The organism is Stenotrophomonas sp. FW305-C-20-S1 (assembly GCF_058783335.1).
In genome coordinates this window covers 1-16,831 of sequence record NZ_JBYTEK010000060.1, presented here as the reverse complement: position 1 = coordinate 16,831, position 16,831 = coordinate 1, and the positions used below count along the sequence as shown (strand labels likewise).

Here is a 16,831-nt window from a genome sequence, read left to right as displayed (position 1 = left end):
TCCATTTCGACCAGTTCCAGCAGCTCGGCATCGTCAACCATGTCGGCCTTGTTCAGGAACACGACGATGTACGGCACACCGACCTGACGCGACAGCAGGATGTGCTCGCGGGTCTGCGGCATCGGGCCGTCAGCAGCCGAGCACACCAGGATCGCGCCGTCCATCTGGGCAGCACCGGTGATCATGTTCTTGACGTAGTCAGCGTGGCCCGGGCAGTCGACGTGGGCGTAGTGACGGGTGGTGGATTCGTATTCGACGTGCGCGGTCGAGATCGTGATGCCACGCGCCTTTTCTTCCGGCGCGGCGTCGATCGCGGAGTAATCCTTGAACTCGCCACCGAAGCGCTCGGCACCGATCTTGGTCAGTGCGGCGGTCAGCGTGGTCTTGCCGTGATCGACGTGACCGATGGTGCCGACGTTGACGTGCGGCTTGGTGCGCTCGAACTTACCCTTTGCCATTGTTCTATACCTTGATTATGTAAGTGGTTTTCAGGAGAGGCTGAGCGAGGCTCAGCCCTTCTTCATGACGGCTTCGGCGATGTTGTTCGGCGCCGGCTCGTAATGGTCGAATTCCATGGTGAAGGTGGCGCGGCCCTGGGTCTGCGAACGCAGCGCAGTGGCGTAGCCGAACATTTCACCCAGCGGGATCATCGCGTTGATGATGCTGGCCGAACCGTCACCGGTGGTGTCGGAACCCTGCAGCACGCCGCGACGACGGCTGACGTCGCCCATCACGTCACCCTGGTAATCCTCCGGGGTCACGATCTCGACCTTCATGATCGGCTCCAGCAGCACCGGCTTGGCCTTGGCGAAGCCCTGCTTGAAGGCCATCGACGAAGCCAGCTTGAACGCCATTTCCGAGGAGTCGACGTCGTGGTACGAACCGAACACTAGCTTGACCTTGACGTCCACGACCGGGAAGCCAGCCAGCGGACCGCTGGTGATGGTTTCGCGCAGGCCCTTTTCGATCGAAGGAATGAATTCCTTCGGGATCACGCCGCCGGTGATGTCGTTGACGAACAGGAAGTCGTCCTTGATCGCCGGGGCAAGCTTGGCATCGGCACGGTCGGCAGCGGTCAGCGGCGACAGCTCGATCACGACGTGACCGTACTGACCCTTACCACCGGACTGCTTGGCGTGCTTGTAGTCCGACTTGACGTCGGCCAGGGTGATGGTTTCGCGGTAGGCCACCTGCGGCGCGCCGACGTTGGCTTCAACGTTGAACTCGCGCTTCAGGCGGTCGACGATGATGTCCAGGTGCAGCTCGCCCATGCCCGAGATGATGGTCTGGCCGGATTCCTCGTCGGTCTTGACGCGGAACGACGGATCTTCCTGGGCCAGACGACCCAGGGCCAGGCCCATCTTTTCCTGGTCCGACTTGGTCTTCGGCTCGACGGCCATCGAGATCACCGGCTCCGGGAACGTCATGCGCTCCAGGATGATCGGCTGGTCGATGGAGCACAGGGTGTCACCGGTGGTGGTGTCCTTCAGGCCCACGGCAGCAGCGATGTCACCGGCCAGAACTTCCTTGATTTCCTCGCGGTTGTTCGAGTGCATCTGCAGGATGCGGCCGATGCGCTCCTTCTTGCCCTTGACCGAGTTCAGCACGGTGTCGCCACCGTTCAGGGTGCCCGAGTACACGCGGAAGAAGGTCAGTGCGCCGACGAACGGGTCGGTGATGATCTTGAAGGCCAGCGACGAGAACGGGGCCTTGTCGTCGGACTTGCGGCTCATTTCCTTGGTTTCGTCGTCAACGTCGGTACCGGTCACGTCCGGCACGTCGACCGGCGACGGCAGCAGCTGCACCACGCCGTCGAGCATGGCCTGCACGCCCTTGTTCTTGAACGCCGAGCCGCAGAACATCGGCACGATCTCGGTGGCCAGGGTACGGATACGCAGCGCATTGATGATTTCAGCCTCGGCCAGCTCTTCGCCGCCCAGGTACTTTTCCATCAGCTCTTCGTTGGCTTCGGCCGCAGCTTCGATCATGAAGGTACGGGCTTCTTCAGCCTTTTCCTGCAGGTCGGCCGGGATTTCGCCGTACTCGAACTTCATGCCCTGGGAAGCTTCGTCCCAATGGATGGCCTTCATCTTCAGCAGGTCGACAACACCCTTGAAGCCTTCTTCAGCGCCGATCGGCAGCTGCATCGGCACGGCGACAGCGCCGAGCTTGGCCTTCAGCTGGTCGCGGACCTTGTAGAAGTTGGCACCGGTGCGGTCCATCTTGTTGACGAACGCGATGCGCGGCACCTTGTAGCGGTTGGCCTGGCGCCACACGGTTTCCGACTGCGGCTGCACGCCACCGACGGCGCACAGCACGAACACCGCACCGTCGAGCACGCGCAGCGAGCGCTCCACTTCGATGGTGAAGTCGACGTGCCCGGGGGTGTCGATGATGTTGAAGCGGTGCTCCGGCAGGGACTTGTCCATGCCCTTCCAGAACGCGGTGGTGGCAGCGGACTGGATCGTGATGCCACGCTCCTGCTCCTGCTCCATCCAGTCCATGGTGGCGGCGCCGTCATGCACTTCACCGATCTTGTGGCTCTTGCCGGTGTAGAACAGGATGCGCTCGGACGTGGTGGTCTTGCCGGCATCGATGTGAGCCATGATGCCGAAGTTGCGGTAACGCTCGATGGGAGTGGAACGGGCCACGGGAGCCTCTCAATTTCTTGGAATTCGGATGGCCGAACGCCGCCTTTCGGCGGCCTTCGGATTGGCGCAGCCCTTCTGGGGCCGCGAGGCAGCACCGAGATGGTGCTGCCCTGCCTGTTTTACAAGGCCGTCAAACTCACCAGCGGTAGTGGGCGAATGCCTTGTTGGCTTCGGCCATGCGGTGGGTTTCTTCGCGCTTCTTGATGGCGCCGCCGCGGTTTTCCGAGGCATCGATCAGTTCAGCGGCCAGCTTCTTCGGCATGGTGTTCTCACCACGCTTGCGCGCGGAGTCGATCAGCCAACGCATGGCCAGAGCCATCTTGCGCGAGGCGCGCACTTCGACCGGCACCTGGTAGGTGGCACCACCGACACGACGCGACTTGACTTCGACCGACGGAGCCACGTTTTCCAGAGCCTTCTGAACCAGCTCGACGGAATTCGGGTTCTTCTCACCGATCACGTCCATGGCGCCATAGACGATCTTTTCAGCGACCGACTTCTTGCCGCTCAGCATCACCATGTTGATGAAACGGGCGATGGTTTCGCTTCCGTGCTTCGGATCCGGCAGGACTGCGCGCTGCGGCGTATTACCTTTACGAGACATGTGTGCTTTCCCTTAGCTCTTCGGACGCTTGGCGCCGTACTTGGAACGGCCCTGGCGACGCTTGGCAACGCCGGAGGCGTCGAGCGAACCACGAACGGTGTGGTAACGCACACCCGGCAGATCCTTGACGCGACCGCCACGGATCAGGACCACGGAGTGCTCCTGCAGGTTGTGGCCTTCACCGCCGATGTAGGAAATCACTTCTTCCTGGTTGGTCAGGCGAACCTTGGCAACCTTGCGAAGGGCCGAGTTCGGCTTCTTCGGAGTAGTGGTGTAAACGCGCGTGCAGACGCCACGGCGCTGGGGGCACTTTTCGAGAGCCGGCGAGGCGCTCTTATAAGTGGTTGCCTGCCGCGGCTTGCGGACAAGCTGATTGATCGTCGCCATCAGTATGTTCTTCTGAGAGAGGCCGAAAAAAACCGGCCATGAATGCGGATATGTGCGAGCAGGCGAAAAACCGGCCTGCTGAGACAGACGATTGTAGCAACTTGACGAAAACGCGGTCAAATGCGCACACGCCAAGCCAGCCCTGATCCAGGGCCGTTACAGGGGAGCCTTCTCCATGCCCCCCGTTCAGGTTGTCGCCCGACCCATCGCTGGGCCGGGGCGGCATCCTACCTCATCGACGGCGAACAGACCAGCGGCCTGCGCCCTCGAGTGCAGATCCCGCCGAAGCGGGTCCTGCGTGATACGTGCCCGGCACGGAGCCGGACCATGAAGCAGGGACCGGCCGATGGCCGCCCCCTGCCCGATCGAGGTCCGGCCTGAGCCGGACCGGCCGATCAATCCTCGGCCTGCTCGGCGTCGGTCGACTCCACCACCACTTCCGGTGCTGCCACGGCCACGGCGGCTGCAGCTGCCGGGGTGCCGGCCAGGGTCTGCATTTCCGAGTCCGTCAGCCCGCTCGCATTGCGGCGGCGGTTGGCGTGGTAGGTCAGACCGGTACCGGCCGGAATCAGACGGCCGACGATCACGTTTTCCTTCAGGCCGCGCAGGTTGTCCTTGGTGCCGCGGACGGCAGCCTCGGTCAGCACGCGGGTGGTTTCCTGGAAGGAAGCAGCCGAGATGAACGATTCGGTAGCCAGCGATGCCTTGGTGATGCCCAGCAGGACCGGATCGAAGCGAGCAATCAGCTCGTTGCGGGTGGTCAGGCGTGCATTTTCCTCGATGACGCGCTGGCGCTCGACCTGTTCGCCGTTCAGGAACTTGCTGCTGCCCTGATCGGTGATCTCGACCTTGCGCAGCATCTGGCGGGTGATCACCTCGATGTGCTTGTCGTTGATCTTCACGCCCTGCAGGCGGTACACGTCCTGGATTTCCTTGACCAGGTAGGCGGCCAGCGGCTCGACACCCAGCAGACGCAGGATGTCCTGCGGGCTCGGCTCGCCGTCGACGATGGTTTCGCCCTTGGTCACGTGCTCACCTTCGAACACGATGACCTGACGGTACTTCGGAATCAGCTCTTCGTGCTCCGAACCATCGGTGTCCTTGATGATCAGGCGCTGCTTGCCCTTGGTGTCCTTGCCGAAGCTGATGATGCCCGAACGCTCGGCCAGCACTGCCGGATCCTTCGGCTTGCGCGCTTCGAACAGATCGGCCACGCGCGGCAGACCACCGGTGATGTCGCGGGTCTTGGACGCTTCCTGCGGGATCTTGGCAACCACGTCACCCACGCCGACGGCAGCGCCGTCCTGCAGGTTGACGATCGAGCGCGGCGGCAGCAGGTACTGCGCCGGCAGGTCGGTGCCCGGAATCGACAGGTCGTTGCCCTTGCCATCGACGATGCGGACGATCGGGCGCAGATCCTTCGCCTGGGCGCCGCGGCGCTTCGGGTCGGTGATTTCGCGCGACGCCAGGCCGGTCAGTTCATCGGTCTTCTCGATGACGGTAATGCCGTCGACGAAGTCGATGAAGCGGATGAAACCGGCCACTTCCGAAACGATCGGATGGTTATGCGGATCCCAGTTGGCCACGGTCTGGCCAGCCTTGACCGCATCACCGTCCTTGGAGGTGATGGTCGCACCGTACGGCAGCTTGTAACGCTCACGCTCACGGCCGTGCGCATCGAGCACCGACATTTCACCCGAGCGCGACACCGCGACCAGCGAGCCATTGGCATGGGCAACCGACTTGAGGTTGCTGAACTTGACCGAGCCGGTGGTCTTGACGGTGATGTTGTCGACCGCAGCAGCTCGCGATGCCGCACCACCGATGTGGAACGTACGCATCGTCAGCTGGGTACCCGGCTCACCGATGGACTGCGCGGCGATGACGCCGACCGCTTCACCGATGTTGACCAGGTGGCCACGGGCCAGATCGCGGCCGTAGCAGCGAGCGCAGACGCCGAAGGCCGATTCGCAGGAGATCGTCGAGCGGACCTTGATGGTCTGCACGCTGGCCTCTTCAAGCTTGGCGACCCATGCTTCGTCGAGCAGGGTGTTGCGGGTGACGATCGGATCTTCGTCGTTGCCCGGCAGGAACACGTCCTCGGCAACCACGCGACCCAGCACGCGATCCTTCAACGGCTCGACCACGTCGCCGCCTTCAACGATCGGAGTCATGATCAGGCCTTCGGTGGTACCGCAGTCCACCTCGGTGATCACCACGTCCTGCGCCACGTCGACCAGACGACGGGTCAGGTAACCCGAGTTCGCGGTCTTCAACGCGGTATCGGCCAGACCCTTACGGGCACCGTGGGTGGAGTTGAAGTACTCCTGCACGTTCAGGCCTTCGCGGAAGTTCGCCTTGATGGGCGTCTCGATGATCGAGCCATCGGGACGGGCCATCAGGCCACGCATGCCGGCCAGCTGACGGATCTGCGCCTGGCTGCCTCGTGCACCGGAGTCGGCCATGATGTACAGGGAGTTCATCGACTTCTGGTCGATGGTCTCGCCCTTGGCATTGATGACCTTCTCGGTACCGATGGTGTCCATCATCGCCTTGGCGATGCGCTCATTGGTGCGCGACCAGATGTCGACCACCTTGTTGTAGCGCTCGCCGGCGGTGACCAGGCCCGACTGGTACTGCTCCTGGATTTCCAGCACTTCGGCTTCGGCCTCGGTGAGGATGCCCTTCTTCTCGTCCGGGATCAGCATGTCGTCGATGCCGATCGAAACGCCGGCGCGGGTCGCGTAGGCGAAGCCGGTGTACATCAGCTTGTCGGCGAACACGACCGTGTCCTTCAGACCCAGCTGGCGGTAGCTGGAGTTGATCAGGCGGCTGATGTTCTTCTTGGTCAGCTCGGTGTTGGCCAGCGCGAACGGCAGGCCTTCCGGCAGGATTTCAGCCAGCAGGGCGCGACCGATGGTGGTATCCACGATCGAGGTCTTGCTCTGCTTGTTGCCTTCCTCGTCGGTCACCACCTCGGTGATGCGGACCTTGACGCGCGCGTGCAGTTCCACCACGCGGTTGTCGTAGGCGCGCTTGACTTCGGCGATGTTGGCGAAGGCCATGCCCTCGCCCTTCTTGTTTTCCAGCGAGCGGGTCATGTAGTACAGACCCAGCACGACGTCCTGCGACGGCACGATGATCGGCTCGCCGTTGGCCGGCGACAGGATGTTGTTGGTGGACATCATCAGCGCACGCGCTTCCAGCTGGGCTTCCAGCGAAAGCGGCACGTGGACGGCCATCTGGTCACCGTCGAAGTCGGCGTTGAACGCGGTGCAGACCAGCGGGTGCAGCTGGATGGCCTTGCCTTCGATCAGGACCGGCTCGAAGGCCTGGATGCCCAGACGGTGCAGGGTCGGCGCACGGTTCAGCATCACCGGATGCTCGCGGATGACCTCTTCCAGGATGTCCCAGACTTCGGCTTCTTCGCGCTCGACCAGCTTCTTGGCGGCCTTGATGGTGGTGGCCAGGCCACGACGCTGCAGCTTGGCGAACACGAACGGCTTGAACAGTTCGAGCGCCATCTTCTTCGGCAGGCCGCACTGGTGCAGGCGCAGGTACGGACCGACCACGATGACCGAACGGCCCGAGTAGTCGACGCGCTTGCCAAGCAGGTTCTGGCGGAAACGACCCTGCTTGCCCTTGATCATGTCGGCCAGCGACTTCAGCGGGCGCTTGTTGGTGCCGGTGATGGCACGGCCGCGACGGCCGTTGTCCAGCAGCGCATCGACCGATTCCTGCAGCATGCGCTTTTCATTGCGCACGATGATGTCCGGCGCGCTCAGTTCGAGCAGGCGGCGCAGGCGGTTGTTGCGGTTGATGACACGGCGGTACAGGTCGTTCAGATCGGAGGTCGCGAAGCGGCCACCATCCAGCGGAACCAGCGGACGCAGGTCCGGCGGCAGCACCGGCAGGACGGTCATGACCATCCACTCCGGACGGTTGCCCGATTCCAGGAAGGCTTCGATCAGCTTGATGCGCTTGGTCAGTCGCTTCAGCTTGGTTTCCGAACCGGTGCTGGCGATCTCTTCGCGCAGGCGGGTCATTTCCGACTGCAGGTCGATGGTGCGCAGCAGTTCGTACACGGCCTCGGCGCCCATGGCAGCGTCGAAGTCGTCGCCATGCTCCTGGCGGGCCTGCAGGTACTGTTCTTCGGTCAGCAGCTGGCGGCGCTCCAGGGCGGTCAGGCCCGGCTCGGTCACCACGTAGGCTTCGAAGTACAGCACGCGCTCGATATCGCGCAGGGTCATGTCCAGCATCAGGCCGATGCGCGACGGCAGCGACTTCAGGAACCAGATGTGCGCGACCGGCGAGGCCAGGTCGATGTGGCCCATGCGCTCGCGACGCACCTTGGCCAGGGTCACTTCGGTGCCGCACTTCTCGCAGACCACGCCGCGGTGCTTCATGCGCTTGTACTTGCCGCACAGGCACTCGTAGTCCTTGACCGGTCCGAAGATGGCGGCGCAGAACAGGCCGTCACGTTCCGGCTTGAAGGTACGGTAGTTGATGGTTTCCGGCTTCTTCACTTCGCCGAAGGACCACGAACGGATCAGGTCCGGCGAAGCCAGCGCGATCTTGATCGCGTCGAAGTCCAGCGTCTGGCGCTGCTGGTTGAAGAGGTTGAGCAGGTCTTTCATGGTGTTCTCCAGAAGGAGGAATGCTGTGTCGATGGGCTTTCAGTTCACTGCCAGCGGCGCGGCGGCGGTGGCCGCCGCGCCGGCATGGATCAGTTGTCTTCCAGTTCCATGTTGATGGCCAGCGAGCGGATTTCCTTCACCAGGACGTTGAAGGATTCCGGCATGCCCGCGACCATCTCGTGCTCACCGTCGACGATGTTCTTGTACATCTGGTTGCGGCCCTGCACGTCATCGGACTTCACCGTCAGCATTTCCTGCAGGGTGTAGGCCGCGCCGTAGGCTTCCAGCGCCCAGACTTCCATTTCACCGAAGCGCTGGCCGCCGAACTGCGCCTTGCCGCCCAGCGGCTGCTGGGTGACGAGCGAGTACGGGCCGGTCGAACGGGCGTGCATCTTGTCGTCGACCAGGTGGTTCAGCTTCAGGTAGTGCATGTAGCCAACGGTGGTGTGGCGATCGAAGGCTTCACCGGTGCGGCCGTCATACAGCTGGGTCTGGCCACTGCTCGGCAGGTCGGCCAGTTCCAGCATGCGCTTGATTTCCGCTTCGGTGGCACCGTCGAACACCGGCGTTGCCATCGGCACGCCGTCGAACAGGTTGCGGGCCAGGCGCAGCAGTTCCTCGTCGCTGAACTGCGACAGGTCGACACGGTTGGCCACGTTGGTGTCATCGTGGTTGTAGATGTCGTCCAGGAACTTGCGCAGGTCGGCGACCGCGGCCTGGGCTTCCAGCATTGCCTGGATCTTGCGACCCAGACCCTTGGCTGCCCAGCCCAGGTGCACTTCCAGGATCTGCCCGATGTTCATACGCGACGGCACGCCCAGCGGGTTCAGCACGATGTCCACGGTTTCGCCCGAGGCCATGTACGGCATGTCCTCGACCGGCACCACGTTGGACACCACACCCTTGTTGCCGTGGCGGCCTGCCATCTTGTCGCCCGGCTGGATGCGGCGCTTCACTGCCAGGAACACCTTGACCATCTTCAGCACGCCCGGGGCGAGGTCGTCGCCAGCGGTGATCTTGCCGCGCTTGTCGGCGAAGCGACGCTCGAATTCCTTCTCGTGCGCCTGGATCTGCTTCTGTGCGCGCTCGATGGCTTCGGCGGCGTCCTCGTCCTTCATGCGCAGCACGAACCAGTCGGCCTTCTTCAGGCCATCCAGGTAGGCGTCGGAGATGACGTCGCCCTTCTTCAGGCCGGCGCCACCGTTGACCACCTTGCCGACGATCTGCGAACGCAGACGGGCATAGATGGCTGCTTCCAGGATGCGGAACTGGTCGTCGAAGTCCTTCTTGACGCGCTTGATTTCAGATTCTTCGATCTGACGGGCGCGCTTGTCCTTCTCGATGCCATCGCGGGTGAAGACCTGCACGTCGATGACGGTGCCGTCCATGCCCGGGGGCACGCGCAGCGAGCTGTCCTTCACGTCCGAAGCCTTCTCGCCGAAGATCGCGCGCAGCAGCTTCTCTTCCGGGGTCAGCTGGCTTTCGCCCTTCGGGGTCACCTTGCCGACCATGATGTCGCCGGCGCGGACTTCGGCACCGATGTACACCACGCCGCTTTCGTCCAGGCGGTTCAGCGCCTGCTCGGAAACGTTCGGGATGTCGGCCGAGATTTCCTCCGGCCCCAGCTTGGTGTCACGCGCAACGCAGGTCAGCTCTTCGATGTGGATCGTGGTGTAGCGATCCTCTTCCACCACGCGCTCGGAGAGCAGGATGGAGTCTTCGAAGTTGTAGCCGTTCCACGGCATGAAGGCGATCAGCATGTTCTGGCCCAGGGCCAGTTCACCGATGTCGGTGGACGGACCATCGGCCAGCACGTCGCCACGCGCCACCACGTTGCCCACTTCCACCAGCGGACGCTGGTTGATGCAGGTGTTCTGGTTGGAGCGGGTGTACTTGATCAGGTTGTAGATGTCCACGCCGGCGTCGGACGCGTCGGTGATCTCGGCTTCGTTGACCTTGACCACGATGCGGGCGGCGTCGATCTGCACGATCTCACCACCACGACGGGCGTTCACGGTCACGCCCGAGTCACGCGCCACGGCGCGCTCGATGCCGGTACCGACCAGCGGCTTCTGCGCACGCAGGGTCGGCACGGCCTGACGCTGCATGTTGGCGCCCATCAGTGCGCGGTTGGCGTCATCGTGCTCCAGGAACGGAACCAGCGCGGCCGCGATCGACACGGTCTGCATCGGCGAGACGTCCATGAAGTGGACTTCCGCCGGCGGCTTCAGCAGCGATTCGCCCTGGTAACGGCAGGGGACGAACTGCTCGGTCAGCACGCTGTTGGCATCGGTCAGGGCGTTGGCCTGGGCGATGACGTACTCGTTTTCTTCGATGGCCGACAGGAACTCGACTTCGTCGAAGACCTTGCCGTCCACGACCTTGCGGTACGGGGTCTCGAGGAAACCGTACTGGTTGGTGCGGGCGTACACGGCCAGCGAGTTGATCAGGCCGATGTTCGGGCCTTCCGGCGTTTCGATGGTGCAGACGCGGCCGTAATGGGTCGGGTGCACGTCGCGCACTTCGAAGCCGGCGCGCTCACGGGTCAGGCCGCCCGGGCCCAGGGCCGAGACGCGACGCTTGTGCGTGACTTCCGACAGCGGGTTGTTCTGATCCATGAACTGCGACAGCTGCGAGGAGCCGAAGAATTCCTTGATCGCCGCAGCCACCGGCTTGGCGTTGATCAGCTCCTGCGGGGTCAGGCCTTCCGACTCCGCCATCGACAGGCGTTCCTTGACCGCGCGCTCGACGCGGACCAGGCCCACGCGGAACACGTTCTCGGCCATTTCACCGACCGAACGCACGCGACGGTTGCCCAGGTGATCGATGTCATCGACCACGCCGCGACCGTTGCGGATCTCGGTCAGGACCTTGATCACGTCCAGGATGTCCGAGCTGTCGCCGTGGGCGGCAACCAGGCGCTTGGACTCTTCGTCGTTGCGCTCGCCGTAGTACTTGCGGTCGTACAGCACGGCTTCGCCGGTGGTTTCCTTGCGGCCCACGCGACGGTTGAACTTCATGCGGCCGACTGCGGACAGGTCGTAGCGCTCGAAGGTGAAGAACAGGTTGTGGAACAGGTTCTGCGCGGCATCCTTGGTCGGCGGCTCGCCCGGACGCATCATGCGGTAGATCTCGACCAGGGCTTCCAGCTGGGTCTTGGTCGGATCGATGCGCAGGGTGTTGGACAGGTACGGGCCACGATCCAGGTCGTTCACCCACAGGGTGCCCACGGCATCGACGCCGGCCTTGCGGAAGGCCTGCAGCTGTTCGTCGGTGATTTCGTCGTTGGCCTGGGCCAGCAGTTCGCCGGTGGAGGCATCGACCACGTCGTGCGACAGGATGCGGCCGACGATGTAGTCGTCCGGCACGGCCAGGGCGGCGATGCCCGAGGCTTCCAGCTGCTTGATGTGGCGCGCGGTGATGCGCTTGCCGGCTTCCACGATGACCTTGTCGCCGTCGGCGAGGTCGAAGCCCAGGGTTTCGCCGCGCAGGCGCTCGGGCACCAGCTCCAGCTGGACGCCTTCATCCGGGTTGATGTGGAAGGTGTTGATCTCGAAGAACTCGGCCAGCATCTCTTCGTTGCTGTAGCCAAGCGCACGCAGCAGGATCGACACCGGCAGCTTGCGGCGACGGTCGATACGGGTGAACAGCGCGTCCTTCGGGTCGAACTCGAAGTCCAGCCAGGAGCCGCGGTAAGGAATGATGCGGGCGCTGTACAACAGCTTGCCCGAGCTGTGGGTCTTGCCACGGTCGTGGTCGAAGAACACGCCCGGCGAGCGGTGCAGCTGCGAGACGATGACGCGCTCGGTGCCGTTGACGATGAAGGTGCCGTTGTCGGTCATCAGCGGGATTTCGCCGAGGTAGACCTCCTGCTCCTTCACGTACTTGATGGCCTTGGTCGACGACTCGCGGTCGTAGATCACCAGGCGCACGGTCACGCGCAGCGGCGCACCGTAGCTCATGCCACGCTGACGGCACTCACGCTCGTCGAAGACCGGATCGCCCAGCTTGTAGCCGACGTATTCCAGGGCAGCATTGCCGCTGTAGCTGGCGATCGGGAAGACCGACTTCAGTGCAGCGTGCAGGCCGTGGTCCGTGCGCTTGGCCGGATCGACGTTTTCCTGCAGGAATTCACGGTAGGAATCCACCTGGATGGCGAGCAGGAACGGCACTTCGAGAATCGAACGCTGCTTGCCGAAATCCTTGCGGATACGCTTTTTTTCGGTGAACGAATAGGACGTCATGAGGTCTTCCACCTTGTTGTGCGAGTCGTGCGCCCACGACCCGAAGGGAACTTGAAATTGTCAGTTGGAAGTCGCTGGTATTGCCGGCACCAGCACGCCTTCTCCCGCTACTTCCAACTGCCAACTCGTCTGCATCCACTCCCCCGCCGCCGCGCGTTGCGCTGGCCGGCCAGGGTTTGACCGCAGCCCGTGTTGGGCTTTTTCACCGTATTTCCGTAGAACCGCGCCACGATTGGCCGGGCCTACAACAACGACCAAAGGCCGGGGGCTTACGCCCCCAGCCTTGGCTGCATCGCCGGATTTCGATGGCGACGCAATGGAAGTGCTTACTTGACTTCGACAGTCGCGCCAGCAGCTTCCAGGTCCTTCTTCATCTTCTCGGCTTCGTCCTTCGAAGCGTTGTCCTTCAGGACGCCGCCGGCTTCGGCCAGGTCCTTCGCTTCCTTCAGGCCCAGGCCGGTGATGGCGCGGACGGCCTTGATGACTTCGACCTTCTTGTCGCCAGCGGTCTTCAGGGTGACGACGAATTCGGTCTGCTCTTCAACGACGGCAGCCGGGCCAGCCACAGCAGCGGCGACCGGAGCAGCGGCGGAGACGCCGAACTTCTCTTCGATGGCCTTGACCAGCTCCATCACTTCCATCAGGGACTTCTCGGCGATGGCGTCGACGATCTGTTCGTTGGTAAGGGACATGATAATTACCTTTGGATGTTTTTCTGGATTGAGGTTCCGTCAGGAACCACGATTAGTCGAAACTCAGGCGGTCTCGGCGGCCGGTTCAGCAGCGTCGGCGGCGACGTCGCCACCATTCTGCTTGTCGCCGATTGCCTTGATGGCGCGGGCGAACATCGTGACCGGCTCGGTCAGGACGCGGGCCAGCATTGCCAGGGCCTGGTCACGGGTCGGCAGCGAGGCCAACACGTCGACATGGCTTGCCGGGAACACTTCGCCACCGATGGCGACGACCTTGGCCTGCAGCTTGTCGTTGCCCTTGGCGGCATCCTTGATCAGGCGACCGGCAGCGCCGGGCTCCTCAAGCGAGAACGCATACAGCAGCGGACCAACCAGCTTGTCCTGCGCACATGCGAACTCGGTGCCTTCAACGGCACGCGAAGCCAGGGTGTTCTTGACAACTTTCAAGAAAACGCCGGTTTCACGCGCCTGCTTACGCATCGCGGTCATCTGAGCGACCGTGGTGCCAGCGTATTCGGCTGCGATCAAGGAGTGTGCCTTACCAGCAATTTCTGCCAGCTCCGCGACTACTTCTTGCTTCTGGGACAGATTGAGAGCCATTGCACTCCTCCAATTGAACTCCGCTTACGGCTCCTGCCGTGTGCGGTCCTGTGCAGCATCCGTCCTGGACGCCGGGAACATCGGAATGATGTTCCGGGGGTGGGCCGTTCTAGACCTGGAGTGGGCCAACCTGGGAAATCCCAGACGTGCGTGAACCAGAAAAACTCCAGAAGGGCACCATCTACGCAGGGTGATTCCGGGGAATCGATTAAGCGGTCATGGCTGCTTCGGCGGCGACTCCCTGCCAATTCGAGCTTCCGTGCCCGTCGCCGACATACCACGACCGCACCTGCGGTCTTTGACGGCTACCACCGGCGATGGGTTGCCGGCGATGCCTTCAAATGTCACGGTCGCGGGGCCCGAGGGACCCGCGGCCGCTTGAAACGATTACTTCAGGCTCAGCGACGACTGGTCGACGGTGACGCCCGGGCCCATCGTCGAGCTGACCGAAACCTTCTGCAGGTAGGTGCCCTTCGAGGTGGCCGGCTTGGCCTTGATCAGGTCCAGCAGCAGCGCGGTCAGGTTCGACTTCAGCGCGTCTTCGGCGAAGTCGGCCTTGCCGATGGTGCAGTGGATGATGCCGGCCTTGTCGGTGCGGTAACGCACCTGACCTGACTTGGCATTCTTCACAGCCTCACCCGGGTTCGGGGAGACGGTGCCGACCTTCGGGTTCGGCATCAGGCCGCGCGGGCCCAGCACGGTACCCAGCTTACCGACAACGCGCATTGCGTCCGGGGTCGCGATCACGACGTCGTAGTTCAGATCGCCGGCCTGCATCTTCTCGGCCAGGTCGTCCATACCGACGGCTTCGGCGCCAGCGGCCAGGGCTTCATCAGCCTTGGCACCGGCCGGAGCGAAGACAGCGACGCGGACCGACTTGCCGGTACCAGCCGGCAGCACGGTGGAGCCACGGACCTGCTGGTCGGACTTCTTCGCGTCGACGCCGAGGCGCACAGCAACGTCGATCGACTCGACGAACTTGGCCTTGGTGGCGGTCTTCAGGATGTTGATTGCGTCCTCGAAAGCGTATGCCTTGCCCGGAACGATAGCGGCCTTGATGGCCTTCTCACGCTTGGTCTGTGCCATCTTCTTAACCCTCCACCACGAGGCCCATGGAACGGGCAGAGCCAGCGATGGTACGCACGGCGGCGTCCAGGTCGGCGGCAGTCAGATCCGGTTCCTTCGCCTTGGCGATCTCTTCCAGCTGCTTACGGGTGACCTTGCCGACCTTCTCGGTGTTCGGGCGCTTGGAGCCCGACGAGATGCCAGCGGCCTTCTTCAGCAGGGTGGTGGCCGGAGTGCTCTTGGTGATGAAGGTGAACGTACGGTCCGAATAGGCCGTGATGATCACCGGAACCGGCAGACCCGGCTCGAGCTTCTGCGTGGCGGCATTGAAGGCCTTGCAGAATTCCATGATGTTCAGGCCGCGCTGACCCAGCGCAGGACCGACCGGCGGCGAGGGGTTGGCCTGACCGGCCTTCACCTGCAGCTTGATATAACCGACAACTTTCTTTGCCATGTGAGTACTCTCCGGGTGCTAGCGCCTTGCGACAACAGGCTCCCCATCGGACCGGGAATCACGCGTCCCGGCATCGCGTTTTGAAATCATGCCGAAGGCCACCTTTCGGTGGCCTCGTCCCGCCAGCTTCCCAACGGGAGCCGCGCAGCATATCAGGTTTTTTCTTCACATGCCTGAAGCGGCATATGAATGCAGATCAGACGGCCTTTTCGACCTGACCGAACTCAAGCTCGACCGGGGTGGCGCGACCGAAGATCAACACCGAGACGCGCAGACGGCTCTTCTCGTAATTGACCTCTTCGACCACACCATTGAAGTCGTTGAACGGACCCTCGGTGACGCGGACCATCTGGCCCGGCTCGAACAGCACCTTCGGACGCGGCTTCTCGACGCCTTCCTGGACACGGTTCAGGATCGCCTCGGCCTCGGAGTCGGCGATCGGCAGCGGACGATCGGCGGTTCCGCCGATGAAGCCCATGACGCGCGGGGTTTCCTTGACCAGATGCCAGCTTTCGTTGTCGATGCGCGGAATACCGGCCTCTTCGTGGGTCTCGATCTGGACCAGCACGTAACCCGGGAAGAACTTGCGCTCGGAACGGCGCTTCTGGCCGGCGCGCATTTCGATCACTTCCTCGGTCGGAACCAGGACGTCGCCGAAGCGCTCTTCCATGCCGTCACGGACGATGCGATCGCGCAGAGCCTGCGCCACCGACTTCTCGAAGCCCGAATAGGCGTGAACGACGTACCAACGCTTCATGCATTTCTCCTTAGCGGCTCAGGAACCACTGAGTCAGTTTCTGGATGAAGAAGTCGAACCCGCCCAGCAGCAAGCTGAGAATCAGGACGACGACAATCACCACCCAGGTCATGCGAATGGCTTCCTGGCGGGTCGGCCAGACCACTTTACGCAGTTCAAAGCGCGACTCGGAGAGGAATTCGCGGGTGTCGCGCCCCTTGCCGGTCAGCATGAACACGCCGATACCGCCAACCAGGCCGACCACGACCGCCAACGCACGCAGCTGACCCGCCCACGCGCCCAGCTGGGCAGCGCGACCGGAGTCGGCGGAGAACCAGAACCAGACGAACAGACCTGCCAGCACCAGCAACGATGCGAGGACGTACTTGACGATATCCCCGCCTTGCGCGGAGGTGTCCTTGGAATGTTCGATCTTGCTATTCATCAGGCTGTGTCTGCTTTAGCGGCAGGGCCGCTCGGTAAGGTGGGCAGATGGCACGCCAGGAGGGACTCGAACCCCCAACCTGCGGTTTTGGAGACCGCTGCTCTGCCAATTGAGCTACTGGCGTACGTTGAAAACTTGCCTTCCCTTAGACGGCGAAGGCGGACCGAGGTTCCCGGCCCGCCACTCGCCAGACCGGCAGCGCTATGCGACCGCCGGCATGCAGGCTTACTCGAGGATGTTGGCAACCACGCCAGCACCGACGGTACGGCCACCTTCGCGGATTGCGAAGCGCAGGCCGGCGTCCATGGCGACCGGG

General features: G+C 63.0%; 13 protein-coding genes and 1 tRNA gene. All 14 read right to left on the bottom strand.

The features are described 5' to 3' along the window. Positions 1-458: GTP-binding protein (locus AC3WTC_RS19790; RefSeq protein ID WP_492712358.1), on the bottom strand; the 458-nt coding region annotated here is incomplete at its 3' end. A gap of 51 nt (positions 459-509) precedes the next feature. Beyond that, the gene (gene fusA, locus AC3WTC_RS19785; protein ID WP_049469645.1) at positions 510-2,651 is read right to left on the bottom strand and encodes an elongation factor G; all 2,142 of its coding nucleotides are present in this window, start codon (positions 2,649-2,651) and stop codon (positions 510-512) included. A 136-nt stretch (positions 2,652-2,787) separates the two neighbouring features. Continuing rightward, positions 2,788-3,255, bottom strand: coding sequence for a 30S ribosomal protein S7 (rpsG, locus tag AC3WTC_RS19780; RefSeq protein WP_025879343.1), 468 nt, complete (start codon positions 3,253-3,255; stop codon positions 2,788-2,790). 12 nt (positions 3,256-3,267) lie between these two features. After that, positions 3,268-3,642, bottom strand: coding sequence for a 30S ribosomal protein S12 (gene rpsL, locus AC3WTC_RS19775; protein WP_025879344.1), 375 nt, complete (start codon positions 3,640-3,642; stop codon positions 3,268-3,270). 395 nt (positions 3,643-4,037) lie between these two features. Further along, complete coding sequence (gene rpoC, locus AC3WTC_RS19770; RefSeq protein ID WP_025879345.1) at positions 4,038-8,279, bottom strand: DNA-directed RNA polymerase subunit beta'; 4,242 nt, start codon at positions 8,277-8,279, stop codon at positions 4,038-4,040. 89 nt (positions 8,280-8,368) lie between these two features. Beyond that, positions 8,369-12,523, bottom strand: a complete 4,155-nt coding sequence (gene rpoB / locus AC3WTC_RS19765) for a DNA-directed RNA polymerase subunit beta (protein ID WP_025879346.1) — start codon at positions 12,521-12,523, stop codon at positions 8,369-8,371. 326 nt (positions 12,524-12,849) lie between these two features. Further along, a complete protein-coding gene (rplL, locus tag AC3WTC_RS19760; protein WP_025879347.1) occupies positions 12,850-13,215 on the bottom strand; it encodes a 50S ribosomal protein L7/L12 in 366 nt (121 codons plus the stop codon). A 63-nt stretch (positions 13,216-13,278) separates the two neighbouring features. Beyond that, a complete protein-coding gene (rplJ, locus tag AC3WTC_RS19755) occupies positions 13,279-13,815 on the bottom strand; it encodes a 50S ribosomal protein L10 (protein WP_033830430.1) in 537 nt (178 codons plus the stop codon). A gap of 387 nt (positions 13,816-14,202) precedes the next feature. Continuing rightward, positions 14,203-14,901, bottom strand: a complete 699-nt coding sequence (rplA, locus tag AC3WTC_RS19750; protein WP_025879349.1) for a 50S ribosomal protein L1 — start codon at positions 14,899-14,901, stop codon at positions 14,203-14,205. A gap of 4 nt (positions 14,902-14,905) precedes the next feature. After that, entirely contained in the window at positions 14,906-15,334 is a 429-nt protein-coding gene (rplK, locus tag AC3WTC_RS19745) for a 50S ribosomal protein L11 (protein WP_004145248.1), read from the bottom strand. Positions 15,335-15,530: 196 nt separating this feature from the next. Continuing rightward, a complete protein-coding gene (nusG, locus tag AC3WTC_RS19740; protein WP_025879350.1) occupies positions 15,531-16,091 on the bottom strand; it encodes a transcription termination/antitermination protein NusG in 561 nt (186 codons plus the stop codon). Positions 16,092-16,101: 10 nt separating this feature from the next. Further along, positions 16,102-16,515 carry a preprotein translocase subunit SecE gene (gene secE, locus AC3WTC_RS19735; RefSeq protein WP_025879351.1) on the bottom strand — a complete coding sequence of 138 codons (414 nt, stop codon included), beginning with the start codon at positions 16,513-16,515 and terminating at the stop codon, positions 16,102-16,104. Positions 16,516-16,563: 48 nt separating this feature from the next. Beyond that, a tRNA-Trp gene (locus AC3WTC_RS19730) sits at positions 16,564-16,639 on the bottom strand. 101 nt (positions 16,640-16,740) lie between these two features. Next, on the bottom strand, positions 16,741-16,831 hold a 91-nt coding region (locus AC3WTC_RS19725), incomplete at its 5' end, for an EF-Tu C-terminal domain-related protein (RefSeq protein WP_478039695.1).

Coding starts and splice junctions, on each gene's coding strand:
- rpsG (WP_025879343.1), bottom strand. CDS start 3,255: ATGTCTCGTAAAGGTAATACGCCGCAGCGCGCAGTCCTGCCGGATCCG.
- rpsL (WP_025879344.1), bottom strand. CDS start 3,642: ATGGCGACGATCAATCAGCTTGTCCGCAAGCCGCGGCAGGCAACCACT.
- rpoC (WP_025879345.1), bottom strand. CDS start 8,279: ATGAAAGACCTGCTCAACCTCTTCAACCAGCAGCGCCAGACGCTGGAC.
- rpoB (WP_025879346.1), bottom strand. CDS start 12,523: ATGACGTCCTATTCGTTCACCGAAAAAAAGCGTATCCGCAAGGATTTC.
- rplL (WP_025879347.1), bottom strand. CDS start 13,215: ATGTCCCTTACCAACGAACAGATCGTCGACGCCATCGCCGAGAAGTCC.
- rplJ (WP_033830430.1), bottom strand. CDS start 13,815: ATGGCTCTCAATCTGTCCCAGAAGCAAGAAGTAGTCGCGGAGCTGGCA.
- rplA (WP_025879349.1), bottom strand. CDS start 14,901: ATGGCACAGACCAAGCGTGAGAAGGCCATCAAGGCCGCTATCGTTCCG.
- rplK (WP_004145248.1), bottom strand. CDS start 15,334: ATGGCAAAGAAAGTTGTCGGTTATATCAAGCTGCAGGTGAAGGCCGGT.
- nusG (WP_025879350.1), bottom strand. CDS start 16,091: ATGAAGCGTTGGTACGTCGTTCACGCCTATTCGGGCTTCGAGAAGTCG.
- secE (WP_025879351.1), bottom strand. CDS start 16,515: ATGAATAGCAAGATCGAACATTCCAAGGACACCTCCGCGCAAGGCGGG.